This is a genomic window from Leifsonella bigeumensis (assembly GCF_039537265.1).
Taxonomy (GTDB): Bacteria; Actinomycetota; Actinomycetes; order Actinomycetales; family Microbacteriaceae; genus Terrimesophilobacter; species Terrimesophilobacter bigeumensis.
In genome coordinates this window covers 436,670-460,395 of the sequence record NZ_BAABAE010000003.1, presented here as the reverse complement: position 1 = coordinate 460,395, position 23,726 = coordinate 436,670, and the positions used below count along the sequence as shown (strand labels likewise).

Below are 23,726 nucleotides of genomic sequence, written 5' to 3'. Positions count from 1 at the left end.
TATTACGTTCCCGCGTTGATGGTCGCCGAGTCGATCGAGAGGGAGCCCATGCCCCAGTCGGCCAGGATCCTCGCGTACGTCCCGTCATCCATCATCGACTGCAGAGCCGCTTGCAGGGCTTCGGCGAGCCCGGTGTCCTTCATCATGCCGAGCGCGACAGGATGCGGGTCGAGCGGCTCGTCATCGGTGATGGCCAGATCATCCGGGTTCTCCGTGACCGCGTAACCCGCACTGATCGTCTCGGTGAGCACGGCGTCAGCGCGCTTGCTGATCACCGCGAGGACCGCTTCGTTGCCGCTGTTGTAGGTGATGACCTCGAAGGCATCCTCTCCGGCCGCCTGGCACGCCTCGTTCAGCGACGGCGCGACGGTGGTCTCCTGCTGGGAGCCGAGTTGGACCGCGACCTTGTGACCGCAGAGCGTATTGATCGTGAGGGACTTCGGGTTGTCGTGCGACACGATGATCGAACTGCCCGACTGGAAGAGGTCGACGAAGTCGAAAATCTTCTGGCGCTCGGCATTGTCGTTGAACGCGCTCACATCGTACTTGCCTGCCTGGATTCCCGGGATGATCGCGTCGAACCCCGAGGGCTGCACATCAGCAGTGATGCCAGCGCGGGAGAACGCCTCCATTCCGAGATCGAACTCGACGCCGGTCATCTTGCCCGACGCGTCCTGGTAGGAGAGCGGAGGATAGGTGGCGTCGAGAACGTAGACGAGGTCGGTGAACTCCTTGGGGACCATGTCTGCGATTTCGGCGATGACCGCGTCATCGTCGGGCTTTGGTGCCACCGCGCCATCGTCTGTCGCGCAGCCGCTCAGCGCTGCGCCGACAACGACGACAGATGCCGCGATCGTTGTGACCTTGCCGTATACCTTCATTATTGGTGCCTTCTTTCCAATGCCCGCGGGCATTATCGGGTACTGCATGGGTATCTGATGTGTCTCTCGGGCTCACCGAAGCGAGGCGGATTCGGTCGGCGCGACGACGACCTCGCCGCCCTGCATCACCATCTGCGGTGTGCGTAGGAGCGTGATATCGCGCAAGAGGTCGCCGTCGAGCGCGATGATATCGGCGAGCTTGCCCACTTCGACCGTCCCGACGAGGTGGTCGGTGCGCATGACCTGGGCGCCGGAGCGGGTGCCTGCCACGACTGCATCGCCTGCCGACATCCCCCAGCGCTCGGCGAGTTCGAACTCCAGCGCCATCGCCCCCTGTGGGTGCGTCGGCCAGCCGATGTTGTCACTGCCGAGCGCATACCTGACGCCGGCTTCCAGCCCCTTCGCGAAGTCGCTGCTGATCGCGTCGACGTGCTTCGCGAACGCCTCCTTCTTCCAGGCCGGATAGCCGAACTCGTCGGCTGCGGCGTGGTGCAGGTACGGGTGCGAAAGTGTGGTCACCACCCATTTGCCCTCCGCCGCGAGACGGTCGCGGGTGGCGTCAGTAATCCCGAAGCCGTGCTCGATGATGTCGACGCCCCCGTCGAGAGCGAGCTGCACCTGCGGTTCGCCGATGCAGTGGGCGCTGACTTCGAGTCCGTTGAGGTGCGCCTCGTCGGTCACGGCCCGGATCTCAGCCAGCGAGAAACCGGGTGCCTCGTTGTATGGGTCCTCCCCCCAGGGGCGGAAGCGGTGTCCCAGCGCACCCTTCGAAACGCCGATCTTGATGACGGTCGCCCCCTGACGGATGCGCGTGCGCACCATCTTGCGGCACTCGTCGGGCCCATCGGCGATGATGCCCTGCTTCGCCACCCATTCCATCGGCACGTTGAAGTGGTCCCAGGTACCGGCCGTCGAGCAAATGAAGTCGCCCGAGACTTCCAGCCGGGGCCCGGGGATCAGGCCCTCTCGCATGACGCGGCGCATGTCCGGGCCCACCGCGGATCCGAGGCAGCGAGCGGAGGTGATGCCGGCATCGAGCATCCGCTTCGCTTCCCCGGCGGCCCGAAACGCGCGGTAGGGAAGAGTCTCGAACCGCATGGTGTTGGAGGCGTCGCTGGGCACGCCGAAGAAGTGCATGTGGGCGTCGATCATCCCCGGCATCAGGGTCGAGCCGCCCAAATCGATGACCGTAGCGTCGGCGGTGAGCGCGTCGTCACCGCGCGCGCCAATTGCGGTGATCCTCTCCCCTTCGATCCGGACCGCGACATCAGTCGTGGCACCGCCGTTACCATCCAACAGCTGACCCGCCAACAGAACCAGGTTCTGACCGGCGCCGGTCTCCGGAGGTAGCTGGCTCATTATGCGTCGGCCAGCACGGCGGTCGCTTCGATCTCAACCAGCCATTCGCGGTTTCCGAGGCCGCCGGCGACAATCGCCGTGGTGGCGGGGTAGGGCTCGGGAAGAATACGCTTGCGCACCTCCATCACGGCCGGCAGATCGGACCTGTCGACGATGTAGACGACGATGCGGCAGACGTCGGCGAGGCTGCCGCCGGCCTGCTCGACGAGCGCCTTGATGTTGCCGAGCACCTTCTCGGTCTGACCGGTGATATCGCCGACCGCTACCGTCGAACCGTCTTCGGCCTGCGGGGTCTGCCCGGAGATGTGCAAGGTCCGGCCCGCCGGAGTCAGGGTCGACTGCGACATCGGTGCAGGAGTGTCGAAGACACCAGCTGCTTTGACTGCTGAGTACGGCATGAGTGGCCTTTCGTGGAGGGTCGAGGGGCGAGCTTTCTCGTGCATCACCCCTGCGTCGCCGTTCGCAGGGTGCACGTCGGCTCACGAGGTGTGTCACAGCATCTCCGCACATGACGCCTAAGGGCCGACTTCCTCATAAATATATATATATATTTCTGGCCAGTCAAGACGGCGGCACGGCGACTGCCGCGGCCGTATCGCGCTGGATGAGTTCATCGCTTCCAACATTGGCAACGCGAATCCGAACCCGAACGCTATCCAGCGCTCCAGGATGCCCGATACCAGTCCATCCCGTTCCCGGCATTCCCCCCGATGCTGCACCGGTGATCTCCGCCACAACGCAATCGACCCACTGAACTACCAATTGCGCAAGGCCATCATGAACTGCGGCCACTTCCCCTCCGATGACGCGGGCATCAAGGCGCTTTAGTCGGCGATTTGCAACATCGAACATGGGCCAGGCCCATCACCGATTGAAGGAGCGCGGCCGGGCTGATGATGGGGGGGACATCCTGTCAGGCCCCGATGCACGCGCTCCCGTGGGAAAAGTATCTAGATCTTCGGCCCTCTAGAACTTCGTCGCGTTGTCCCGAAGACGCTGAACCCGGTCGAAGATCGGCGGATGCGTGCCGAACAGCCGGTCCATGACGCCCGGCTTCGACGGGTCACCGAACCACATGTGCGCCATGGTCGAGTTCTGGCGCTTCAGCGGCCGGCCGTACTGGCCCAGCTTCTCCAGGGCACTCGCGAGCGCCTCGGGGTGCCGCGTCGTCATCGCGCCCGTCGCATCCGCGAGGTATTCGCGCTGACGCGAGATCGCCGCCTGGATGAGCGTCGCCACGATGGGAGAGAGGATGAGGGCGGCGATTCCCACGATGAGCATGATCGGGTTCGAGTTGTTGTTGCTCCGCCGTCCACCGCTGAACCACATCATCCGCATGAGGATGTCGGCGATCACGCCGATCGCGACGACGAGCGCGAACACAACGGTGTTGAGTCGGATGTCGAAGTTCTCGACGTGGCCCATCTCGTGCGCCATGACGCCCTCGAGCTCGCTGTCGGTCATCATGTCGAGCAGACCGGTCGTGGCAGCGACGGATGCGGCCTCCGGCTTCCGCCCCGTCGCGAACGCGTTCGGGGCGGGGTCGTCGACGATGTAGACCTTCGGCATCGGCAGGCCCTTGGTGATCGCGAGGTTCTCGACCACGCGGTAGAGCCGCGGGTTGTCGGCCTTCTGGATCTGCCGGGCTCCGCTCATCGCGAGCGCCTCGCCGCTGCCGGCGAAGTACTGGATGAGCACGTAGATGCCGGCGCCGATGATCGTCGCGATGGTGATGGTCCAGTTGCCGGGGTCGAACGGGTTATCGGAGTCGAACGGATTGCCCACCGTGAGGAGGTTCGCGACGAAGCCGATGACCGCGACGAGCACGAGAAACAGCGCGATGATGAAGACCGTGTTGCGCTTGTTGCGCGCTATGGCTCTGTACATGGGATGCCTTCGTTACTGCGTGGGCTCAGGAGGTCTCGAGACGCGGGCGGCGGGCCGCTCGCTACGGCCATGCGCCACGGATTTCGATACGCCCTTCGGGCTATTCAATCTTGACCCTTCGGTTGAACCTTCTTCGAAGCTTCAACCTTCGGGTCAAAACTGAACCCGCGGCGGCTCCGCGATCGCGGCCGAGTCGGACACCTCGAAGAACTCGCGCTCGGTGAAGCCGAGACCGCGGACGAAGAGGGTGTTCGGGAAGACCTTGATCTTGGTGTTGAGTTCGCGCACACCGCCGTTGTAGAACCGGCGAGAGGCCTGGATCTTGTCCTCGGTGTCGACCAGTTCACCCTGCAGCTGCAGGTAGTTCTGGCTGGCCTGGAGCTGCGGGTAGGCCTCGGCGACCGCGAAGATGCTCTTGAGCGCGGCCTGCATGTGGTTCTCGGCAGCGGCAGCCTCGCCCGGGGTGCCGGCGCTCAGTGATTCGGCACGGGCCTTCGTGACGGCCTCGAAGACGCCCTTCTCGTGCGCTGCGTAGCCCTTGACCGCTTCGATGAGGTTCGGGATGAGGTCGGCACGTCGCTTGAGTTGCACCGTGATGTCGCTCCACGCCTCATCGACGCGGACGTTCAGGCGCACGAGCCCGTTGTAGGTCGACCACAGGTAGATGCCGATGATGACGACCAGCAGGACGATGATGCCGATGACGATGAGTAGTTCCATGTGCTGAAAGCTCCTTATTGGCTGCCGTGGGGCGTGGCGCACTATTCGCGGCACGCCGTCGGCCTGCCGCATTCTCGTCAACTATAACCAACTCCGCCTCGTCTCCCACTGAGAATCCACCTCGCTTCGAGCGAACTCCCATCCCGGTCAAAGGAGTCGGAGCCCGGCCTACCCGAGCATGACGCGCGCTAGCCTGTCGGTATGGCACGATCGGCGAGCGGCGAGGTGATTCCGCGACCGCGCGGGCGCCGGCGCACCGGTGAAGCGGATGCCCGTGAGCAGATCGTCGCGGCGGCATCCAGGGAGTTCCTGGCGCACGGCTACGACGCGGTCTCCATGAGGGCGATCGCGCGCCGGGCGGATGTGGACCCGGCCCTCGTCCACCACTACTTCGCCGACAAGGCCGAGCTCTTCGCGGAATCGGTGAGCGTTCCGATCCGGCCCGACCAGATCATCAAGGAGGTGCTGCGCGGCCCTCGCGATTCGATCGGGGTGAACCTGGTGACCGCCGCCCTGACCGCGATGGAGAACGGGAAGGCGCGCGAACGCGTCATCAGTCTCATCCGCACCGCGCTCGGCCACGATTTCGCCGCGACCATGCTGCGACAGTTCCTCGTGCGCGAGGTGATGCGCAGGATCGCCGATGAGCTGGGTGTGGATGACGGCGAGATGCGCGCCACCGCAGCCGCCTCGCAGCTCGTCGGACTGTTCATGGTCCGCTTCGGCGTGCGGATCGACCCCCTCGCGAGCGCATCCATCGCCGAGGTGGCCGCACGGATCGGCCCGGCCATCCAATGGCACCTCACCGGCTATCCAGCACCCCTTGACACGAACGCGGTCACAGCAGAATAATTCATCACATGGAGAATTATGCGATCCATACGGATGAGATCCGGGTGCGCCGCGGTAAGAAGGAAGTGCTGCACGGGGTCTCGTTCGACGTGCCGAAGGGCTCCCTCGTCGGGCTCCTCGGCCCGAGCGGCTCCGGCAAGACCACCCTCATGCGCGCGATCGTCGGTGTGCAGCGCGACGTGAGCGGAACCGTCACCGTGCTCGGGCACGCTGCCGGAAGCGCGATCCTGCGCCACCGGGTCGGCTACGTCACCCAGGATGCCAGCGTCTACCCCGACCTCACCGTGCGCCAGAACCTCAACTACTTCGCGTCGATCCTGCACGCCGAGCGCGCCGACGTCGACCGGGTCATCGAGTCGACCGACCTCGGAGGCCAGGCGAACCAGCTCGTCGACTCGCTCTCCGGCGGGCAGCTCAGCCGCGCGTCCCTCGCCGCGGCACTCCTCGGCAGCCCCGAGTTGCTCGTGCTCGACGAACCGACCGTCGGCCTCGACCCGGTGCTGCGCGTCGACCTGTGGAGCCTGTTCCGCCGGCTCGCCGAGGGCGGGACGACCCTCCTCGTCTCGAGCCACGTCATGGACGAGGCCACCCGGTGCGATCGCCTCGTGCTCCTGCGCGAGGGCGAGATCCTCGCCGACGAGACGCCGACGGGCCTGCTGGAGTGCACCGGCGCCGCGGACGCGGAGGGGGCGTTCCTCACGCTCATCCGGCGGCATCCGAAGCATGCCGGCCCCGACCGGCTCGAGGAGGCGTCATGAGTCTTCGCCGCACTCTGGCCACCACGGGGCGCGTGCTCACGCAGATCCGTCACGACCCGCGCACGATCGGGCTGCTGCTCATCGTGCCGAGCCTGCTCATCGGCCTCATGGCCTGGCTGTTCTCCGACACCCCGGTCTTCGACCTCGTCGGACCGGCGATGCTCGCGCTCTTCCCCTTCATCATCATGTTCCTGATCACGAGCATCTCGACGCTGCGGGAACGGCGCGGGGGCACGCTCGAGAGGCTGCTCACCCTGCCGATCTCGAAGCTCGACTTCATCCTCGGCTACACGCTCGCGTTCGGGCTTCTCGCGATCGTGCAGTCGGCGATCGCGGTCGGCTTCGCCGTGTGGGTGTGCGGTCTCGAGATCGAGGGCTCGGTGTGGCTGCTGCTGGCCGTGGCCTTCGCGGATGCCGTGCTCGGCACGACGCTCGGCCTCCTCGCGAGCGCGTTCGCCCAGACCGAGTTCCAGGTCGTGCAGTTCATGCCGGCGATCGTGTTCCCGCAGATCCTGCTCGGCGGCATCTTCCTGCCGCGCGAGAACATGCCGGATGTCCTGCACGCGATCTCCGACTGGCTCCCGCTCTCGCATGCGATCGACGCGCTCAACGCGGTCGCGCGGGACTCCGAGGATGCCGGCTACGTGGGTATGAAGCTGCTCATCATCGCCGCGTTCGCGGTCGGGGCCATCGTGCTCGGGTCGATCACGCTGCGGCGTCGTACGCCGTAGCACGCGCAGCCGCATCCGCACCGTAGCCGCAGTTGCACCGCATCCACATCCGCACCCCGCTTTCAGTGCCGCGCCCTGGCACCGCCCCGGCATCCGCCCGCCTTCCGTTGACTCGGGCCGAATTGCGGCTTGTGGCACCGAATTACTCGCAATTTGACCCGAGTCAACGGAAGATGCGCGGTGGGGTCTGTGCAGTAGTGGTCAGCGCGCGGCGAGCACGGCCTGCAACCAGCGGTAGGAGTCCTTCGGGGTGCGCTCGAGTGTGTCGAAGTCGACGTGCACGAGCCCGAACCGCTGGCTGAACCCGGCCGCCCACTCCCAGTTGTCGAGCAGCGACCACACGAAGTACCCGCGCAGGTCGATGCCCGGTGCCCCGTTGAGCACGATCGCGAGGTGTTCGGCGAGGTAGTCGATGCGCCGATCGTCGTGGAAGGCGCCGGTCGCGCCGCGCGCATCCGGATAGCTCACGCCGCCCTCGGTGATGTACACCGGCGGGAGCGCGTCGCCATACCGCTCGACCATGTCGCCGAGCGTGACCGCGAGGTACTCGGGCGCGACCGGCCAGCCGAACCCGGTCTTCGCGAACTCCGGGAACGGTTCGAGCGAGAACGGCACCTCCTTCATGACCTCGGCCTCGCCATCCGGGGTCTCCCCGGTCTTCGGAGACCCGGCCCGGATGCGGGTCGGCATGTAGTAGTTGAGGCCGTAGAAGTCGAGCGGTTGGTGGATGACCTTGAGATCCTCGTCGTCGACCTCGCTGAGCGCCCGAAACAGCCGGCCAGACCCGAACGGAGGCTTCGGATACTGCCCGAGCAGCACCGGGTCGGCGAAGATGCGATTGTGCACGGTGTCGAACACGTTCGCGAAGAAGCGGTCCGTCATCCGGTCGCGAGCGGAAACGACAGGCGAGTGCACGTTCGTCATCCCGATACCGCCCGGCACGCCGACCGCGCGCAGCGCCTGCACGGCGTACCCGTGCCCGAGCAACTGGTGGTGGGCGGCCGGCAGGGCGTTGAAGAGCATCCCGTGTCCCGGTGCGTGGATGCCGAGCGCGTAGCCGTTGAGCGTGACCGTCGTCGGCTCATTGATCGTCACCCACTGGTCCACCCGGTCGCCGAACGCCTCAGCGGCGAGCGCGGCGAAGTCGCCAAGACGCTTCGCCGTGTCGCGGTTCATCCAGCCGCCGGTCTGCTGCAGCTCCTCCGGCGTGTCCCAGTGATAGAGCGTGACCATGGGCCGGATGCCGGCCGCGAGCAGCTCGTCGAGCAGCCGGTCGTAGAACGCGACGCCCTCGCGGTTCGCACCGCCCTTCCCGCCGTGCTGGATGCGCGGCCAGGACAGCGAGAACCGGTAGGCGTCGAGGCCGAGCTCCTTCATGAGCGCGACATCCTCGCGGTACCGGTGGTAGTGGTCGTCGGCGATCGCTGCGGTGCTTCCGTCGGAGATGCGCCCCGGCTGCGCCATGAAGGTGTCCCAGGTGGACGGCCCGCGCCCGCCTTCGCGTACCGCCCCTTCGACCTGGAAGGCCGAGGTCGCTGTGCCGAACACGAAGCCCGGCGGCACGCGCTGTGCGAAGACCGCGGGGTCGAGATCGTCGATGTGGCTGTGGTCGGTCATGGTCCGAGCACCCGCTCCAGGTAGGTGTTCGCGAACACGCGATCCGGGTCGAGACGGTCGCGCACGGCCAGGAAGTCCCCGAACCGCGGATACCCCGCGGCGAGCGAAGCGGCATCCTGGAAGTGGATCTTGCCCCAGTGCGGCCTTCCCTCGTAGCCGCGCAGCAGGTCTTCGACCGCATGGAAGTATTCGAGGTGGTTCTCCCGCCAGTAGCGGTGAACGGCGATGTAGCCGCTCGCCCGGCCGTGCGCGGTCGAGAGCCACAGGTCGTCGGCGGCGGCCGCGCGCACCTCGATGGGGAAGGAGATGCGCCATCCGCGGTCCGCGATGAGCGAGCGGATGCCGCGCACGGCATCCGGGACCGCCTCGCGCGGAATCGCGTACTCCATCTCCCGGAACCGCACGGAACGCTGCGTCGTGAAGACCGAGGCCGACTGCTCGGTGAACTCGCGGTTACCGGTGAGCCTGGTCGCGAGCCGGTTGATGGCCGGAACCGCGGGGGGCAGCACCGTGCCGATCGCACACGTCGCCTCGAAAACCCCATTCGCCATGAAAGTGTCGTCGAACCAGGTGCGCACTGCGCCGAGCGGAGCGAGCGGGGCGTCGGCGGGTAGTCGGGTGTTCGTCTTGGTCAGCACCGAGTCGGTGTGGGGGAACCAGTAGAACTCGAAGTGGTCGGCCGCCTCGACGCGCGCCCCGAAGCCGTCGAGCACGTCGGCGAGCGGTTCCGGCCGCTCGAGCGCGTGCATGGCGAAGGCCGGAACGCACTGGATGGTGACGTCGACGAGGATGCCGAGCGCGCCGAGCCCGAGCCGCACCGCCGGCAGCAACTCGGCGTTCTCGGTCTCGCTCACCCGCAGGATGCCGCCGTCGGCGGTCACGAGCGTGACGGCCACGAGTTGCGCGGCGAGCCCGCGGAACGCCCCGCCGGTGCCGTGGGTCCCGGTGGAGGTCGCGCCGGCGATCGTCTGCCGGTCGATGTCGCCGAGGTTCTCCATCGCGAGGCCGTGCGGGGCGAGCAGTGCGGGGAGCTGGTAGAGGTTGGTGCCCCCGCCGATCGTGACGCGCCGGCGCTCGCTGTCGACCTCCAACAGCCCGTCGAGCCCCGCGAGATCGACCTGCACCCCCGGCGCCGCGGCGATCGCGGTGAAGCTGTGGCCGGCGCCGACCGCCTTCACAGGAAGGTCGAGCTCACGGGCGCGCTGCACGACCGCGCAGACCTCGTCGACGCTCGTCGGCCTGGCGATGTACACCGGCTCCGCAGCCTCGACGCGGCCCCAGTTCTGCCAGCGCCGGCCCGGTTGCAGCAGGTCGGCTCCGCGCATGCCCCCTGCCCCCGTCGTATTCGCACCGTCCACCCCGATCACAGCCATGCCTTCCCTTCCCCCCGATAGGTCGGGAGAGTGTCGACGATGCGGTCCCCCTCGACGACGGCGACCTCGCTCAGGTGCTCGGCGAGCTCGCCGGCCTTGGTGTGCCGGAACCAGACCCGGTCGCCGACCTCGAGCGCGGATGACCCGGTGAGCGGCGTCTGCACCTCCCCCGCCATCTCGCGCGGGACCATGCGCAGCCCCTCCGGCCAGACCGCGAGCGGCAGGCGGTCGGCGGCCGGCGGTCCGGATGCGATCCAGCCGCCGCCGTGCACCGTGGCGATGTCCGGCCGAGGCTTGCGTACGACCGAGAGGGCGAATGCGGCGGCGGGTGCCGGCCGGAAGCTCCCGTAGTGGTCGAAGAGGTGCGGGCCGAACAGCCCGCTGCCCGCCGCGATCTCGGTCACCGCGGGCTCGGCGCTCGTCGACTCGAGCGAGCCGGTGCCCCCGCCGTTCACGAACTCGAGGTCGGTCAGCTCGCGCAGCGCGGCGACCGCGGCGGCACGGCGAGCGGCGAGCTCGTGCGCCGAGCGCTTCTGCATCCACCGCACGACCGCACCGTAGACGGGCTTCCCGGCCGGGCGGTCGACCGTGCCGGCGATCTGCCCCTCGTAGGCCATGAGCCCCACGAGATCGAACCCGGGCCGCTCGATGACGCGCTCGGCGAGAGCACGCAGTTGCGCGACCGAGTGCACGGGCGAACGCCAGGTGCCGACGTGACCGAGCAGCGGGGCATCCCACGCGGCGTCGAGCTCGAGGCAGACCCGGATGCCGTTCCGCTTCCCCGGCGGGATCACGCTGTCGACGAGGTCGAGCTGGGCGACCGAGTCCACCATGATCGTGACGCGCGCAGCGAGCCGTTCATCGCGGCCGAGCCGCTCGATCGCCGACCGGTCGGCGCTCGGGTAGCCGACCACGACATCCGGGATCGTCTCGGCGAGCCACAGCCCTTCGGCGAGGGTGTAGGCGAGCACACCCCGGTACCCGGGCAGGGCTTCGACCGCCTCGATCGCCTTCCGCACGCGCAACGACTTGCTCGCAACGCGGATGGTCGTGCCGTTCGCCGGGCCGCCGTGCAGCCGCCCGAGCATCTCGTGTGCGTTGTGCGCGAGCGCGGGCTGCGAGAGCACGCCGAAGGGGGTATCGAGCCCGGCGGTCGCCGCGGCGAGCGCGGGCCAGTACTCCCCCGGCCTCAGCCATGGGGTGTCGGACGGACGATCGAGTCTCATACCGTGCCTAGCGCACCGTTCTCACCGGGATGACCGCAAGCCCGCCGACGAGCGCGGAGATCGCGGCGATGAGGAACAGCCCCTGGAAGCCGACGAGCGCCGCGACGATGAATGCGCCGAGCAGAGGCGCGAGCGCTTGCGGGACCGTCGTCGCGATGTTCATGATGCCGAGATCCTTGCCGCGGGCGGCCGCGTAGGGCAGCACCTGGGTGGCGAGCGCCTGGTCGACGGAGAGGAAGCATCCGTAGCCGAGGCCGAGGAATCCTGCCGCGACCATGGCCACCTCGAAGGTCGGGACGAAGGCGAGCATGAGCGCGGCGACCGCTTGCAGCGCAGAGGCGGCGAAGACGAAGATCTTGCGACGCCCGAGCCGGTCGGAGAGCCGGCCGAGTCCGAGCGAGGCGACGATCACGAAGACCATGTAGATGAGGGTCAGGGTGAGGAGGGCGTCTTCGGCGGGGTCGCCGGCGGCGAAGCCAAGTCCGTCCTGCAGGAAGTACAGCAGCAGGCCGGTGCCGAACGCGTTGCCGAAGTTGACCAGGATGCGGCTCAGCAGCGTCCAGCCGAAGTCGGGGAACTGGCGGGGGCTGATCCAGAAACCGGCGATGAGGGCGCGCATCGTGAACGGCGGGCGTTCCTCTGTGGGGAGCACGGCATCCGGGATGCGCAGCACGAACGGCAGCACGAAGAGGACGAGCAGCACGGCCATGAGCGTGTAGCCGAAGAACTGGCTGAGTGCGAGGGTGATGACCAGGAGGAGCCCGGCGATCGTGCCGACCGCCTGCGGGGCGGAGAGCCAACCGGAGACGAAACCGCGCTGGTGGATCGGCACCTGGTCGGAGATCGTCGCGGTGAGCGCCGAGGTGAGCATGCAGAAACCGATGATCGCGCACGACCAGAGGATGCCGATGCCGACCATGGTGTCCTGGAGGCCGAGCACGACGAGCGAGACGGCGAAGAGGAGCGCGCCGCCGAGGATCCAGGGCCGGCGACGGCCGAACCGGCTCGTCGTGCGGTCGGAGAGCGCGCCGGTCAGCGGGTAGGCGACGAGGGCGCAGGCGCCGGCGATACCGGAGATGATGCCGAACGCGACCACCTTGTCAACCCAGTTGTCGGAGATGACGTGCGCCTCGACCTGCTGTGGGAGGAGGAGCTGCACCGGCGTGAGCTGCGCCATCCAGATGCCGAACCAGGCGGTCGCGAACAGCGCGATCCAGCTCGCGGAGACGAGCCGCGTGGGTTCGGAGAGCGCCGCTGGAGCGGCTGTCGTGTTCTGCGTCATTGCGTGTGCTCCTTGGGTGTTGGTGGTTGGGCGAAGGCGGAAATGGTGTCGGCGGCGAAGTCCATGGTCCGGGCGGCGGCGGCGTCGTCGCGGTCGGCGAGCCAGGCGAGGGTGAGCCCGTCGGTGAGCGTCACCAGCAGGCGGGCGAGGTCGGCGACGGGGATGCTCCACGCGATTCCGGTCTGTGCGGCTCCGGCCTCGAGCACCGCGGCCGCGGTGCGGTGGTAACGCTCGTACTGCAGCCTCGGAAGGTCGCGCAGCTCCTCGGTGCGCAGGGCGTAGTGGAACAGCTCGAACATCGCCTGCTCGCGGTTCGGGTCGGCGACGACGAGGTCGAAGTAGCCCTGGAGGCCGGCACGCACGGTCCCGCGGATGTCGGTGCCCGGCCGCAGCGAGCCCTCGGCTGCGAGGCCCTCCTGCTCGACGACGAACGCGATGAGTTCCCGGATCATCTCGTCACGCGAGCGGAAGGCGTAGTGGAAGCTCGCGAGCGGCATGTCGGCTTCGGCCACGATTGCACGCGTCGTCGCACCGTGCACGCCATCGCGCTCGATGACGCGCAGTGCGGCCTGAACGAGCTCGACGCGACGCTGCGCCGACGACAGTCTGGCCACGCATCCTCCCCAGTGGGTCAAGCGTCCAAGACGCTCGACTATGCAGAATAGTGGCCGACTCCACTGCCCCTGTCAACCCTGCGTGGCACCCGGTACGTTGTAACGGTATGAGCACTCCACGCGGCCTCAGTCAGTTGTTCGTCGTCAGCGCGGTCGTCGGTGCAGTGGTCGTGGGGCTTGCGGCATGCTCGCCGGGTCCGGATGCCGGTGGCCCGGGTGGTCCTGGCAACCCCGGTGACTCCGACGCCGCATTGCCCACACCGTTGCTCTCGATCGCGTGCGCCGACCTCGTCCCGCTCGAGGACATCCGGGTCGCCCTCGGCGACGCCGTCGAACCGGATGCCTTCCCGGTAGAGCCGGGCGGCACATGGCCGCTCTCCCAGGTCGGGTTGGCCCAGGCCGGCGCGCTTCGCTGCCACTGGAGCGACGCGGCCGACCAGCAGGGCGAATTCGCGGCGAACCTCGAGGTCACGGCGCTGCCCGACGCGGCGGAGGCGTGGAAGTCCTGGCACGACGAGTTCACCTACCTGCCCGCGGCGCCGGGCCTCGGCGACGACGCGTACGGCAACTGCCAGACATCCTCCGACTATCGGTACTGCCAGTTCGGGATACTCGTCGGCAGCACGTGGCTGCGCGTCGACCTCGACAACGCACTCAATCCCGACACGGCCATGGCGATCGTCGAGGCGGTGACGGATGCGGTGGGTGCTGCCAGCGTCGCCGACAGCGCCTGGCGGTCCCCGGCATCCGGTCTCAGCGTGCCGGTCGACTGCGACCTGCTCGCGACCGCGGAGGAGGTCGGCGCCATCGTCGCCACGGAGGGCATGGCCGCCCGCGAGGCGAGCCTGCTCATGCCGCTCCTCTACAACGCAGGGCTGGCCGAAGCACTCGACTGCTCCTGGAGCAACGCGTACTCCTCCGCCCAGGCGATGCCCCTCGGGGTGACCGTTCTGCCGGGCGCCGGTTGGGCCTGGGAGGCGGAATGGGCCAAGCCGCGCCCCGACTCGAGGCCGGTGACCGCCCGCGACGGCCTCGGCGAGGCCGCGTTCGCCGGATGCGCCGGCGACCAGGACTTCTGTCACGTCGACGTTCTCGCCGACGGTGTCTGGATCAGCGTCACCGGCAACTCGGCGGCCGGCATCGACGCGTTGGCGACTCTCGCGCAGAAAGCCCTCGACGCGCTCGGCTACGCGGACTGAGCCCTCCGTCGGCCCGCGCCGGGCGCCGTGGTCACCCGGCCGAGGCGAGCCTGGTGCGCACGAACTCCTCGACGAGGTCGACCGCGGCCGCAGCCCCGTCGCGTTCGCGGATGGATGCGCCGAGGCGAGTCGCGGCATCGCGGTGGGGCCCGTCAGCCAACAGAGTCTCCGCGGACTCCCGGATGCGCTCGGGGGACGCCCTCCGCGAGAGCACGAGGCCCGCCCCCTGGTCGGCGACCGCCTGGGCCACCGCGGGCTGGTCGAGCATCGGATGCATGGGCAGCAGGAGCATGGGGATGCCATAGGAGAGGGCGCGGGCGACGGTGCTGTGTCCGCCGTGTCCGATCACGAGAGAGGTCTCGGCGAGAAGCTTTCCGTGATCGAGGTAGCGGTGGATCGTGCTGTTGGCCGCAGGGCGCACCTCTGTCGGGTCGATCGACGGTCCCGTCGTGACGACGACCTCGACATCCAGGCCGGCGAGCCCGTCGACCGTGTTCTGGAGAGCCTCGAGCTGGCCGGGGAAGCTCGTCGTGCTGAAGCTCACGAGAACGCGCGGGGTCGATCGGGGGCGGGCCGCGACGGGCGTCCCCTGCCACACGAGGCCGACATGGCGGACCGCGGGCGGCGGATCGCCGCCGTCGAACTCGCGGCGGGTCGCGACGAGCGTAAGCTCCGGGGCGGCGATGGCCGCGACCGGGTCGACCCCGCGCAGGCGGGTGATCATCCCGACAGGTCCCCGAGCGTTCGTGACGTTGAAGCGGTAGAGGGTGTGCATGAGCTCGACGACGGGCAGACCGGCCGCGACGGCATCCGCGAGCGCACGGTAGAGCAGGCAGTCGATCACGACGGCGTCGGTCGGCTCGGCTGCGGCCGCCTCGAGCACGTCTGCGGAGACTCCGCGATCGCTCACCATCGCGGTGAAGTCGAGCAGGCCGTCGAGGGTGCGTCGCGGGAGCGTCGCGTCGTAGTCCCGGCCGCGGCGGAATTGCTCGAATCGGAACCCGGCGCCTTCGATTCCGGCCCGCTGCTGCGAGTGGCCGAGGAAGCGCACGTCTCCCCCGCGGCGGGCGACCTCGGCCGCGATTCCGAGCGCGGGCGGCAGGTTCCCACCGCCGTTGAAGGTGACGATGAGCGTGCGGGTCATTCTGACTTCCCTTCTCGAGCATCGGCGAGCACCGCGGCGGTGAGCGCCAGGATTCGCGCCTCGACGACGACGCGCCCCAGGCCGCGGTCGCGGCGCAGAAGCTTCCAGGCGTACACGTCGGTCGCGACGACGAGCAGGTCGATCACGGCCTCCTGCTCCTGCATCCCCCCGGGCAGTGCTGTCCCGAACACGTTGACCACCCACTCGCGGTGCACCAGGCGCCCTGTCGCCATGGCGGGGCCGATCCGCGGATTCTCCTCCTGCGCGAGCAGGCGGAGGACAAGGTCGCCCCGCCGCTCGTAGTGGTCGACGAGCACCGCGATGGCCCTCGTCGGGTCATCGGCGGGTGCCAGCCGTTCGGCGATGATGTCGGCCGCGGCGGCTTCGAAGGCAGCATCGAGGAGTCTCTCGCGGTCGCCGAAGTGTCGCAGCACGGTGCGCACGCTCACCCCGGCTCGCGCGGCGACATCATCGAGGGTGACCTCGACGGTGAGGCGCTCGGTCGCGAGGTCGAGCACGGAGCGGAGGATGCGCCAACGCGTGGCGGTCACCGACTCGGCGCGGGCGCGCATCTCGTAGTCTCTCGACGACATGCCGAAACGCTAGCGGTGGTCGATATTTGATGTCAATAGCTAGTGACACAAAATTGTTCGAGACGGACGAGACTAGCGTGTGAGTGGCGGAGAGGAGCCCACCATGTCCCAGTCGTTCTCACTGTGCGCAACCTGCGGCGTCGAGTACGCGCATCTGTTGCCCGAGGTCTGCACCATCTGCGCCGACGACCGCCAGTGGGTGCCGGCGACCGGTCAGGCCTGGACCACGCTCGACGAACTCGCGGCCGCCGACCAGCGCCTCACCTGGCGCGACGGTGAGCCTGGGCGTCACGTCGTCTCGACCGAGCCGACGGTCGGCATCGGACACAGCATGCAGGTCGTCGACGCGGGCGACGGCTTCGTGCTCTGGGACCCGCCGGGTTACATCGACGACGAGACCGTCGCGCGCATCCGCGGGCTCGGCCCGGTGCTCGGCGTCGCGACGAGCCACCCGCACATGTTCGGGGTGCAGGTGGAATGGGGGCATGCCCTCGATGCGCCAGTGCTCGTCAATGAGGCCGATGCGCAGTGGCTCGGTCGACCGGATGCGTCGATCCGCTTCTGGAGCGGCAAGGAGCAGCTGGGCTCTGTCACGCTGCACCAGATCGGTGGCCACTTCGCGGGCAGCGCCGTCGCGCTCTGGCCTGCGGGGGCCGGCGGGCGCGGAACCCTGCTGACCGGCGACACCGTCTTCCCGAACCCGGACGGATGGTCGGTCGGGTTCCTGCGCAGCTACCCGAACAAGATCCCGCTCTCAGCCGCAGTCGTACAGCGCATCGCGGATGATCTGGGCCGGCTCCGGTTCGATGCCGTCATCGGCAACTTCGACAACCGGATCGAGAGTGGCGGGCACGACTCGATCCGTCGCTCGGCCGAGCGGCACATCGCCTGGGTGCGCGGAGACCACGACGACCAGACCTGATCCACCTCCTCGAGAGCGACCGGCACGCCCGCGCTCGACTGTGCCTCTGGATGGCGGATGCGGAGCCCCGCTGTGCGGGTTCCGCTGCCGGAGGCGGCTCGCCGATCAAGCGGCTATCGAACCCTCGCGCCTCAGCTGCCGGGCGAAGAATCGGGTGTCGATACGCTCGATCGGGACCCGGAAGTGGCTGCCGGGGAAAGCATGCAGGGTCTTGTCCTGCGATGCGAATGCATCGAACAGCGCCATGCCCGACTCGCGATCGATCTCGTCGTCATTCCAGGGAAGCAGGAACTCGATCGGGATCGTCACCTGCCTGGCGGCCCGGGTGATCGCCTCGTAGACGAACACTCCCCCGAAGATCGCCGCAGTGATCCGGTCGTCGACCGCGGCCAATGGGATCCCGATCGCACTCGCGAGCGTCATGCCCGAGAAGCCGATCGGTACCTCGGCGCCGATCTCAGGCAGTTCCTGGAGTGCGTCGATCGTCGCCCGCCATTCGGGAACCGCCCGCTCGGCGAGCGATCCGTTGTACGCGGCGATCGTCGCCGCCATCGAGCGGCCTGCTGCCCGCTCGGCCAGCATGGTGTCGACCCAGTGCTGGTCCTCGGCGGATCGAGGTCGATCTCCGTGCCCCGGCGCATCGATGGCCGCGACGATGAACCCGTCCCGGAGCACTGCGTCGCGGGCCCGACCGACGAGTCCTGGCGAGCGCTTGTTCAGGCCGCCGCCGTGGCCCATGAGCACGAGCGGTGTTCCCGGTGAAACGGAGGCGGGAGACCACAGCACGCCGGGGGCGTCGCCGACCTGGAAGTCGCGTTCGACCACGCCATCTGCGATGGTCTCAGAAGTGAAGAATGATGTGCGCATCGAAGTGCCTTTCGGATGTCGTGAGAGGCACTCCCTGCGACAGTTACCTCGGTCGCGCGATCGTGAACTCGAAAGGGAGTACCCACAGGGATACGTCGCTCATGGGTCTCACCTCCTGCATAGTCGCGTCACGAACAGCGCGAGCCTAGCATCGCTTCCGCTGACTCGACCGGGTAGTGGCCGCAAGCCGGGCTCGCAGGGCGAGTCGAACCCGAATCTGCGTCAGCAGATTCAGGTAAAGGGCGAGCTCCGGAGGGCGCGCGCCACAGCGTGCCCCCGGAGGGAGTCGAACCGATTTCGCGCGAGCGAAATCAAGAAGAAGGCGAGTCCCGAAGGGAGCACGCCACAGCGTGCCCCCGAAGGGACTCGAACCCTTACTGTGACGATTTTAAGTCGTCTGCCTCTGCCAATTGGGCTACGGGGGCGATGCGTCCGCCCAGTTTAGAGGCCGGATACCTCTAGCCCTTGGGCCGAGCGGCGAACTCCTCGAACGACGCACGCGGGGCGATGCGCGCCTCGAGCGAGACGATGTCGCGGTGTAACAGGAAGTTGAAGATCCAGTTGCCGAAGACGCGGATCTTGCGCTCCCACATCGGAACCGCCAGCCCGTGGTATCCCCGGTGCATGAACCACGCGACGAGGCCCTTGATCGCCAGCCGTCCGCGTGACTGGTAGACGCCGTGGTACAGGCCGATGCCGGCGACCGCACCCTGGTTCTTGTGGAAGTACTCGGCCGGCGCATCCCCGCGCAGCACCCCGACCACGTTCTTCGCCATGAGCTTGCCCTGGCGCACCGCGTGCTGGGCGTTGGGCACGCAGTACCCGCCGACACCGCCGCCGGAGAGGTCGGGGACGGCCGAGACGTCGCCCGCACCCCAGGCATCCGGGACCACGCCGTCGTCGTTCAGCACCCGAAGGTCCGCACCGACGCGCAGGCGCCCGCGCTCCTCGAGCGGAAGGTCGGTGTCGCGCAGCACCGGGTTCGCCATGACGCCCGCGGTCCAGATGATGAGGTCCGACTCGAACGACCCGCCATCCGACATCTCCACCTTGCCGCCGACGGCGGAGGTGAGCTGAGTCTCGAGGTGCACTTCGGCCCCGCGCTCGGCGAGGTTCCTGAGCACCCAGTGGCTGGTCTTGAGCGATACCTCGGGCATGATGCGGTCCATGGCCTCGATGAGGTGGAACCGGGTGTCCTCGAAGGAGATGGTCGGGTAGTACCGGATGAGCTCGCTCGCCAGGCTGCGCAGCTCGCCGAAGATCTCGATGCCCGCGAAACCGCCGCCGACGACGGTGAAGGTGAGCAGCCGGTCGCGCTCGGGGCCGGACGGCAGGTCGGCCGCCTTGTCGAAGTTGGTGAGCACGCGATCGCGCACCGCCATGGCCTCTTCGATGTTCTTCATGCCGATCGCGAGGTCGGCGACACCCGGGATCGGGAAGGTGCGGGAGACCGATCCGGCGGTCACCACGACGATGTCGTACTCGAACTCCCACTCGTCGCCGACGACCGGGGTGATGGTCGCGGTCTTGTTCGCGTGGTCGATCTTGGTCACGCGTGCCGTGAGGATCTCGGTGTTGCGCAGGTGACGACGGTGGCTGACGACCGCGTGCCGTGGCTCGATGGAGCCCGCGGCGACCTCAGGGAGGAACGGCTGGTACGTCATGTACGGGAGGGGGTCGACGATGGTGACCTCGGCCTCGCCGGTACGCAACCACTTCTCGAGCTTGAGTGCAGTGTAGAAACCGGCGTACCCGCCGCCGACAATCAGGATTTTTGGCACCAGACCAATCTACTACGAGCGCCGAGACCTCCTGACACGCCGGACGACCTGCACGAGCCAGGCGATGAGAAGGGTCAGGAACACCGCGTACACGAGCAACGGGATGCCCACATCCCGCAGCTGGGCTACCGTCGGCAGGAGGGTTCCGAGCGGGCTCTGCGGGCCGGCCTGGGGCACCGGCGTCGGCGACGGGGTCGACGAGGGCGTGCCGATCGGGGTCGGCTCGGGGCTCGCCTCGGCGCGACGGTGCAGGTGGATCCAGTCCTTGAGCTCCTGCGCGGGGCTCGTCGAGACGGAGGGGACATTCGCGGTCACCGCGGCCGCGGCATCCACGAGTCCGTAGCCGTAGATGGGGCTCGGCACCTCGACACCAGGCGACTTGGCGGTCGCGGTGATGCGGTTGATGACGTTGGCGGCGTCGAGGTCCGGATGCGCGGCCCGCACGAGCGCGACGATGCCGGCCACGATCGGGGTCGCCCCGCTCGTCCCGGCCCACGCGTAGTAGCCGCCGCCGGGGGCCGCGCCGACGAGGTCTTCGCTGGGGGCCGAGACGGCGATCGTGATGCCCTGGGATGAGGCGTCGAAGCTGGCCTTGCCGTTGCGATCGACACCGCCGACGACGAGCACGCCGGGAATCGTGGCGGGTGCCCCGACCTCGGTCGTCCCGCTGCCCCGGTTGCCGGCGGCCGCGACCACGACGACGTCGTTCTCGAAGGCGTAGAGGAAGGCGTCATCCCAGCTCCTCGGCCACTCGAGGCTGTTGCGGGTGAGCGACATGTTGATGACGTCGGCGCCGTTGTCGACGGCCCAGCGCACGGCATCCGCGATCTGATCGTCGGAACTGCGCGTGCCCGCTCCGAAGCCGATCGAGATGGAGAGGAGCGAGGCGGCCGGGGCGGAGCCGATGACACCTGAATCGCCACCGTGCCCGCGCCCGGCGGCGAGCGAGCCGACCATGGTGCCATGCTCCGAGCTGGTGCCGATGGGTTTCTGGCCGTCCGAGTCGCCGATGCCGGAGACATCCGTGCCGCCGACGACCGCGCCCTGGAGGTCGATGTGGGCGCCGTCGACGCCGGTGTCGATGATCGCGATCGTGACGCCGGCGCCCTTCGTGGTGTTCCAGGCGGCCGTGATGCCGTACTGGCTGAGCCAGTACTCCCTGTCGCGGATCGCGTCGGCCGAGGCGGGCGAGCCGACGAAGGCGACGGAGGCGGCGATCCCGAGGGCGGCGAGGGTTGCGACGGCGCCCCTCACACGGCTGCGCCACCCCAGCCCGCGCCTCACGCTTCCCCTCCTTGCGGGTCGGCCGCGTCGTAGTCCGCGCACTGGCAGACCCTCGGCGACCATGACGAACGGGCGAGGGCGAGGTCGCCGATCGGATTGAGGCCGGGACCCGCGGCGAGCGCATGGGCGGCGAGCGCATGCAGGCATTTGACGCGGGCCGGCATGCCGCCCGCGGAGATGCCGCGAATCTCTTCGACATCCTCGATACCGGTGCGATCGGCGAGGTAGGCCTCGTGGGCGCGCGCGTAGCCCTCGCGCAGGGCGGCATCCTGCTCGAGCTCGGTCACGAACTCGGACATGACCCCGGTCGCCTCGAGCGTCGACACCGCGGCGGTCGCAGCAGGGTGGCTCAGGTAGTAGAGGGTCGGGAACGGCGTGCCGTCGTCCAGCCGCGGTGCGGTCGCGACGACGGTCGGTGCGCCGCACACGCAGCGGGCGGCGATCCCGATGACGCCGCGCGCGGGGCGCCCGAGCTGGTGGGAGACGAGGCGGATGTCGTCGGCGCTGGGCGGCGGGAACGGAGGCCTCGTCATCCGGTCGATGCTTTCACTCGTCGGACCCGTCCTCGTCAGGTCCCTGGATCACCGGGGCGACGATCTCACCCGGCTTGTCGTCGGTGAGGCCGGCGGTCAGCACGGAGGAGAGCAGCATCCGCACCCAGTCGACCTGGGTGGTCTGCACCTGGTCGCTGATCGGCTGCCCGTCGCCTGTGGACACGGTCTGGCCGTCGTCGATCACGAGATAGCTGTACTCGCCGGGGTAGACGTAGTTGAGCCGCTCGCGGGCCTGCGCCTCGATGTAGCTCGGGTCGTCCCAGCGGGCGCGCTCGTCGCGGAGATCCTTCACGCCGGACTTCTGCGCCTCGACCTCGGCCCGCAGCTGGGCGATCTGCTGCTGCTGTTCGACGAAGATGCGCAAGCTGGGCGCGAGCACGACGACGGTGAGTACGAGCACGGTGAGGGTCGCGATCGTGAACCCCGACAACCGGATGCTGCGCAGCCAGCCGGCCTGCGCGCTCTGCTCGGGCAGGCGCACGGGAACGCGCTGGGTTCGCTGCTGCCGGGCCATGGCTCAAGCCTAAGCGGCGGCGGGGTCGCTCTCCGTCTCTCCGATCGAGCCTGTCGAAATCCGACCTCGCGCCCTCTCTCCGATTGAGCCTGCCGAAATCCGGTCTCGACAGGCTCGACCTGAGAAGACCGCCCGACACCCGAGAAGACCGCCCGGTCCCCGAGAAGGCCGCCCGCTACCTACCCCTTGAACCGCGGGAAGGCGCTGCGCCCGGCGTAGACCGCGGCATCCGCGAGCTCCTCCTCGATGCGCAGCAGCTGGTTGTATTTGGCGACCCGCTCGCTGCGCGCCGGAGCACCCGTCTTGATCTGGCCGCAGTCGGTGGCGACGGCGAGATCGGCGATCGTGGTGTCCTCGGTCTCGCCGGAACGGTGCGACATGACCGCCGTGTAGCCGCTGCGCTGGGCGAGGGCCACGGCATCCAGCGTCTCGGTGAGTGTGCCGATCTGGTTGACCTTCACGAGGATCGAGTTCGCTGCACCCTTCTCGATGCCGGTCGCGAGGCGCTTCGGGTTGGTGACGAAGAGGTCGTCGCCGACGATCTGCACCTTCGAGCCGAGCTCTGCGGTGAGCTCCACCCAGCCCTTCCAGTCGTCCTCGGCGAGCGGGTCCTCGATCGTCACGAGCGGGTAGTTCGCGACGAGCTCGGTGTAGTAGTCGAGCAGGTGCTTCGCGGTGACCTTCTTGCCCTCGAAGGTGTACTTGCCGGCCGCGAAGAACTCGGTCGCGGCGACGTCGAGGCCGAGCGCGATGTCCTTGCCGGGCTTGAACCCGGCCGCGGTGATCGCCTCGACGAGCAGGTCGAGCGCGGCGCGGTTGCTCTTCAGGTCGGGCGCGAATCCGCCCTCGTCGCCGAGGCCGGTGCTGAGCTTCTTGGAATGCAGGAGCCCCTTGAGCGCGTGATACGTCTCGGCACCCCAACGCAGCCCCTCCGCGAAGCTGGATGCGCCGATGGGCAGGATCATGAACTCCTGGATGTCGACGTTCGTGTCGGCGTGGGCCCCGCCGTTGATGACGTTGAGCATCGGCACCGGGAGGGTGTGGGCGTTCGGTCCGCCGAGGTAGCGGAAGAGCGGCAGGTCAGCCGAGTCGGCCGCCGCCTTGGCGACGGCGAGCGAGACGCCGAGGATGGCGTTGGCGCCGAGCTTCTTCTTGTTGTCGGTACCGTCGAGCTCGATCATGGCGGCGTCGACGAGGCGCTGGTCGGCGGCGTCGTAGCCTTCGAGTGCAGGGCCGAGCACGTTGATGACGGCGTCGACGGCCTTCAGCACGCCCTTGCCGCCGTAGCGCTTCTTGTCGCCGTCGCGCAGCTCGTAGGCCTCGAAAGCACCGGTGGATGCACCGGACGGTACGGCCGCGCGCGAAACGGTGTCGTCATCCAGAAGCACCTCGACTTCGACCGTCGGGTTGCCCCGGGAGTCCAGAATCTCGCGCGCGCCAACAGCCTCGATCAATGCCACGGGGGTTCTCCTTCGTCGTGTTCTTTCGTCGGCTGCAAGCCTACTCGCCACGAATTGCCGGTCACCCCTACCCGCTTGGTTGAGCGCGGCACAGAGCAGCGAGGGCCA

Annotated in this window: 23 protein-coding genes and 1 tRNA gene; 5 read left to right on the top strand and 19 right to left on the bottom strand. The window is 68.4% G+C overall.

The features are described from left to right. Positions 1-2: 2 nt before the first annotated feature. The 5 genes from ABD678_RS07240 to ABD678_RS07220 all read right to left on the bottom strand — a co-directional run bounded on the left by ABD678_RS07240 (position 3) and on the right by ABD678_RS07220 (position 4,847). Positions 3-881 carry an ABC transporter substrate-binding protein gene (locus tag ABD678_RS07240; protein ID WP_344755201.1) on the bottom strand — a complete coding sequence of 293 codons (879 nt, stop codon included), beginning with the start codon at positions 879-881 and terminating at the stop codon, positions 3-5. 72 nt (positions 882-953) lie between these two features. Further along, complete coding sequence (locus tag ABD678_RS07235) at positions 954-2,192, bottom strand: metal-dependent hydrolase family protein (protein WP_344755199.1); 1,239 nt, start codon at positions 2,190-2,192, stop codon at positions 954-956. Between the two features lie 47 nt (positions 2,193-2,239). After that, positions 2,240-2,587: a RidA family protein gene (locus ABD678_RS07230; protein WP_344755197.1), complete on the bottom strand. Its 348-nt coding sequence runs from the start codon at positions 2,585-2,587 to the stop codon at positions 2,240-2,242. A gap of 619 nt (positions 2,588-3,206) precedes the next feature. Further along, a complete protein-coding gene (locus tag ABD678_RS07225; protein WP_344755195.1) occupies positions 3,207-4,127 on the bottom strand; it encodes a M48 family metalloprotease in 921 nt (306 codons plus the stop codon). Between the two features lie 153 nt (positions 4,128-4,280). Then, the gene (locus ABD678_RS07220; protein WP_344755193.1) at positions 4,281-4,847 is read right to left on the bottom strand and encodes a LemA family protein; all 567 of its coding nucleotides are present in this window, start codon (positions 4,845-4,847) and stop codon (positions 4,281-4,283) included. A 201-nt stretch (positions 4,848-5,048) separates the two neighbouring features. On the opposite strand from ABD678_RS07220, the gene ABD678_RS07215 reads away from it, so the two are divergent. The 3 genes from ABD678_RS07215 to ABD678_RS07205 are packed head-to-tail and all read left to right on the top strand — an operon-like array spanning position 5,049 to position 7,188. Continuing rightward, positions 5,049-5,699 carry a TetR/AcrR family transcriptional regulator gene (locus tag ABD678_RS07215; RefSeq protein ID WP_344755191.1) on the top strand — a complete coding sequence of 217 codons (651 nt, stop codon included), beginning with the start codon at positions 5,049-5,051 and terminating at the stop codon, positions 5,697-5,699. Between the two features lie 8 nt (positions 5,700-5,707). Beyond that, complete coding sequence (locus ABD678_RS07210; protein WP_344755189.1) at positions 5,708-6,457, top strand: ABC transporter ATP-binding protein; 750 nt, start codon at positions 5,708-5,710, stop codon at positions 6,455-6,457. Further along, a complete protein-coding gene (locus tag ABD678_RS07205) occupies positions 6,454-7,188 on the top strand; it encodes an ABC transporter permease (protein ID WP_344755188.1) in 735 nt (244 codons plus the stop codon). Before ABD678_RS07210 ends, ABD678_RS07205 begins: the two co-directional genes overlap by 4 nt. A gap of 201 nt (positions 7,189-7,389) precedes the next feature. Here ABD678_RS07205 and ABD678_RS07200 read toward each other — a convergent pair whose 3' ends face one another. Genes ABD678_RS07200 through ABD678_RS07180 form a run of 5 tightly spaced genes read right to left on the bottom strand, consistent with a single transcriptional unit; the run spans position 7,390 to position 13,300 of the window. Beyond that, positions 7,390-8,805, bottom strand: a complete 1,416-nt coding sequence (locus ABD678_RS07200) for a GH1 family beta-glucosidase (RefSeq protein WP_344755187.1) — start codon at positions 8,803-8,805, stop codon at positions 7,390-7,392. Further along, positions 8,802-10,115 (bottom strand): D-arabinono-1,4-lactone oxidase, encoded by a 1,314-nt coding sequence (locus tag ABD678_RS07195; protein WP_425561976.1) that lies wholly within the window; start codon positions 10,113-10,115, stop codon positions 8,802-8,804. Before ABD678_RS07195 ends, ABD678_RS07200 begins: the two co-directional genes overlap by 4 nt. Positions 10,116-10,168: 53 nt before the next feature. Beyond that, a complete protein-coding gene (locus tag ABD678_RS07190) occupies positions 10,169-11,404 on the bottom strand; it encodes a type III PLP-dependent enzyme domain-containing protein (protein ID WP_344755185.1) in 1,236 nt (411 codons plus the stop codon). Between the two features lie 7 nt (positions 11,405-11,411). Beyond that, positions 11,412-12,686: an MFS transporter gene (locus tag ABD678_RS07185; RefSeq protein ID WP_344755183.1), complete on the bottom strand. Its 1,275-nt coding sequence runs from the start codon at positions 12,684-12,686 to the stop codon at positions 11,412-11,414. Next, entirely contained in the window at positions 12,683-13,300 is a 618-nt protein-coding gene (locus tag ABD678_RS07180) for a TetR/AcrR family transcriptional regulator (protein WP_344755181.1), read from the bottom strand. The genes ABD678_RS07185 and ABD678_RS07180 overlap by 4 nt, the downstream gene beginning before the upstream one ends. 107 nt (positions 13,301-13,407) lie before the next feature. On the opposite strand from ABD678_RS07180, the gene ABD678_RS07175 reads away from it, so the two are divergent. Next, on the top strand, positions 13,408-14,499 hold the full coding sequence (locus tag ABD678_RS07175) for a hypothetical protein (protein ID WP_344755179.1): 1,092 nt from the start codon (positions 13,408-13,410) through the stop codon (positions 14,497-14,499). 31 nt (positions 14,500-14,530) lie between these two features. Here ABD678_RS07175 and ABD678_RS07170 read toward each other — a convergent pair whose 3' ends face one another. Both ABD678_RS07170 and ABD678_RS07165 read right to left on the bottom strand, forming a co-directional pair. Next, on the bottom strand, positions 14,531-15,643 hold the full coding sequence (locus ABD678_RS07170; RefSeq protein WP_344755177.1) for a glycosyltransferase: 1,113 nt from the start codon (positions 15,641-15,643) through the stop codon (positions 14,531-14,533). After that, a complete protein-coding gene (locus ABD678_RS07165; RefSeq protein ID WP_344755175.1) occupies positions 15,640-16,236 on the bottom strand; it encodes a TetR/AcrR family transcriptional regulator in 597 nt (198 codons plus the stop codon). The genes ABD678_RS07170 and ABD678_RS07165 overlap by 4 nt, the downstream gene beginning before the upstream one ends. Positions 16,237-16,339: 103 nt before the next feature. Here ABD678_RS07165 and ABD678_RS07160 point away from each other — a divergent pair, with 103 nt between their 5' ends. Then, positions 16,340-17,158 (top strand): MBL fold metallo-hydrolase, encoded by an 819-nt coding sequence (locus tag ABD678_RS07160; RefSeq protein WP_344755173.1) that lies wholly within the window; start codon positions 16,340-16,342, stop codon positions 17,156-17,158. A gap of 105 nt (positions 17,159-17,263) precedes the next feature. Here the strand turns inward: ABD678_RS07160 and ABD678_RS07155 are convergent, their stop codons facing one another. The 7 genes from ABD678_RS07155 to eno form a co-directional block, all read right to left on the bottom strand. Continuing rightward, positions 17,264-18,025 carry a dienelactone hydrolase family protein gene (locus ABD678_RS07155; RefSeq protein WP_344755171.1) on the bottom strand — a complete coding sequence of 254 codons (762 nt, stop codon included), beginning with the start codon at positions 18,023-18,025 and terminating at the stop codon, positions 17,264-17,266. A gap of 351 nt (positions 18,026-18,376) precedes the next feature. Beyond that, a tRNA-Leu gene (locus ABD678_RS07150) sits at positions 18,377-18,450 on the bottom strand. A 33-nt stretch (positions 18,451-18,483) separates the two neighbouring features. Next, positions 18,484-19,806, bottom strand: a complete 1,323-nt coding sequence (locus ABD678_RS07145; protein ID WP_344755169.1) for an NAD(P)/FAD-dependent oxidoreductase — start codon at positions 19,804-19,806, stop codon at positions 18,484-18,486. A 12-nt stretch (positions 19,807-19,818) separates the two neighbouring features. Continuing rightward, entirely contained in the window at positions 19,819-21,090 is a 1,272-nt protein-coding gene (locus ABD678_RS07140; RefSeq protein ID WP_344755167.1) for a S8 family serine peptidase, read from the bottom strand. Next, complete coding sequence (locus tag ABD678_RS07135; protein ID WP_344755165.1) at positions 21,087-21,623, bottom strand: DUF501 domain-containing protein; 537 nt, start codon at positions 21,621-21,623, stop codon at positions 21,087-21,089. The genes ABD678_RS07140 and ABD678_RS07135 overlap by 4 nt, the downstream gene beginning before the upstream one ends. A 13-nt stretch (positions 21,624-21,636) precedes the next feature. Further along, positions 21,637-22,158: an FtsB family cell division protein gene (locus ABD678_RS07130; RefSeq protein WP_344755163.1), complete on the bottom strand. Its 522-nt coding sequence runs from the start codon at positions 22,156-22,158 to the stop codon at positions 21,637-21,639. Positions 22,159-22,337: 179 nt separating this feature from the next. Further along, positions 22,338-23,618, bottom strand: a complete 1,281-nt coding sequence (eno, locus tag ABD678_RS07125) for a phosphopyruvate hydratase (RefSeq protein ID WP_344755161.1) — start codon at positions 23,616-23,618, stop codon at positions 22,338-22,340. Positions 23,619-23,726 lie beyond the last annotated feature (108 nt).

Excerpts from the sequence above, each read along its gene's own strand:
- ABD678_RS07240 (WP_344755201.1), bottom strand. The coding sequence starts at position 881 with ATGAAGGTATACGGCAAGGTCACAACGATCGCGGCATCTGTCGTCGTT.
- ABD678_RS07230 (WP_344755197.1), bottom strand. The coding sequence starts at position 2,587 with ATGTCGCAGTCGACCCTGACTCCGGCGGGCCGGACCTTGCACATCTCC.
- ABD678_RS07225 (WP_344755195.1), bottom strand. The coding sequence starts at position 4,127 with ATGTACAGAGCCATAGCGCGCAACAAGCGCAACACGGTCTTCATCATC.
- ABD678_RS07220 (WP_344755193.1), bottom strand. The coding sequence starts at position 4,847 with ATGGAACTACTCATCGTCATCGGCATCATCGTCCTGCTGGTCGTCATC.
- ABD678_RS07215 (WP_344755191.1), top strand. The coding sequence starts at position 5,049 with ATGGCACGATCGGCGAGCGGCGAGGTGATTCCGCGACCGCGCGGGCGC.
- ABD678_RS07210 (WP_344755189.1), top strand. The coding sequence starts at position 5,708 with ATGGAGAATTATGCGATCCATACGGATGAGATCCGGGTGCGCCGCGGT.
- ABD678_RS07205 (WP_344755188.1), top strand. The coding sequence starts at position 6,454 with ATGAGTCTTCGCCGCACTCTGGCCACCACGGGGCGCGTGCTCACGCAG.
- ABD678_RS07200 (WP_344755187.1), bottom strand. The coding sequence starts at position 8,805 with ATGACCGACCACAGCCACATCGACGATCTCGACCCCGCGGTCTTCGCA.
- ABD678_RS07190 (WP_344755185.1), bottom strand. The coding sequence starts at position 11,404 with ATGAGACTCGATCGTCCGTCCGACACCCCATGGCTGAGGCCGGGGGAG.
- ABD678_RS07185 (WP_344755183.1), bottom strand. The coding sequence starts at position 12,686 with ATGACGCAGAACACGACAGCCGCTCCAGCGGCGCTCTCCGAACCCACG.
- ABD678_RS07175 (WP_344755179.1), top strand. The coding sequence starts at position 13,408 with ATGAGCACTCCACGCGGCCTCAGTCAGTTGTTCGTCGTCAGCGCGGTC.
- ABD678_RS07170 (WP_344755177.1), bottom strand. The coding sequence starts at position 15,643 with ATGACCCGCACGCTCATCGTCACCTTCAACGGCGGTGGGAACCTGCCG.
- ABD678_RS07165 (WP_344755175.1), bottom strand. The coding sequence starts at position 16,236 with ATGTCGTCGAGAGACTACGAGATGCGCGCCCGCGCCGAGTCGGTGACC.
- ABD678_RS07160 (WP_344755173.1), top strand. The coding sequence starts at position 16,340 with ATGTCCCAGTCGTTCTCACTGTGCGCAACCTGCGGCGTCGAGTACGCG.
- ABD678_RS07155 (WP_344755171.1), bottom strand. The coding sequence starts at position 18,025 with ATGCGCACATCATTCTTCACTTCTGAGACCATCGCAGATGGCGTGGTC.
- ABD678_RS07135 (WP_344755165.1), bottom strand. The coding sequence starts at position 21,623 with ATGACGAGGCCTCCGTTCCCGCCGCCCAGCGCCGACGACATCCGCCTC.
- ABD678_RS07130 (WP_344755163.1), bottom strand. The coding sequence starts at position 22,158 with ATGGCCCGGCAGCAGCGAACCCAGCGCGTTCCCGTGCGCCTGCCCGAG.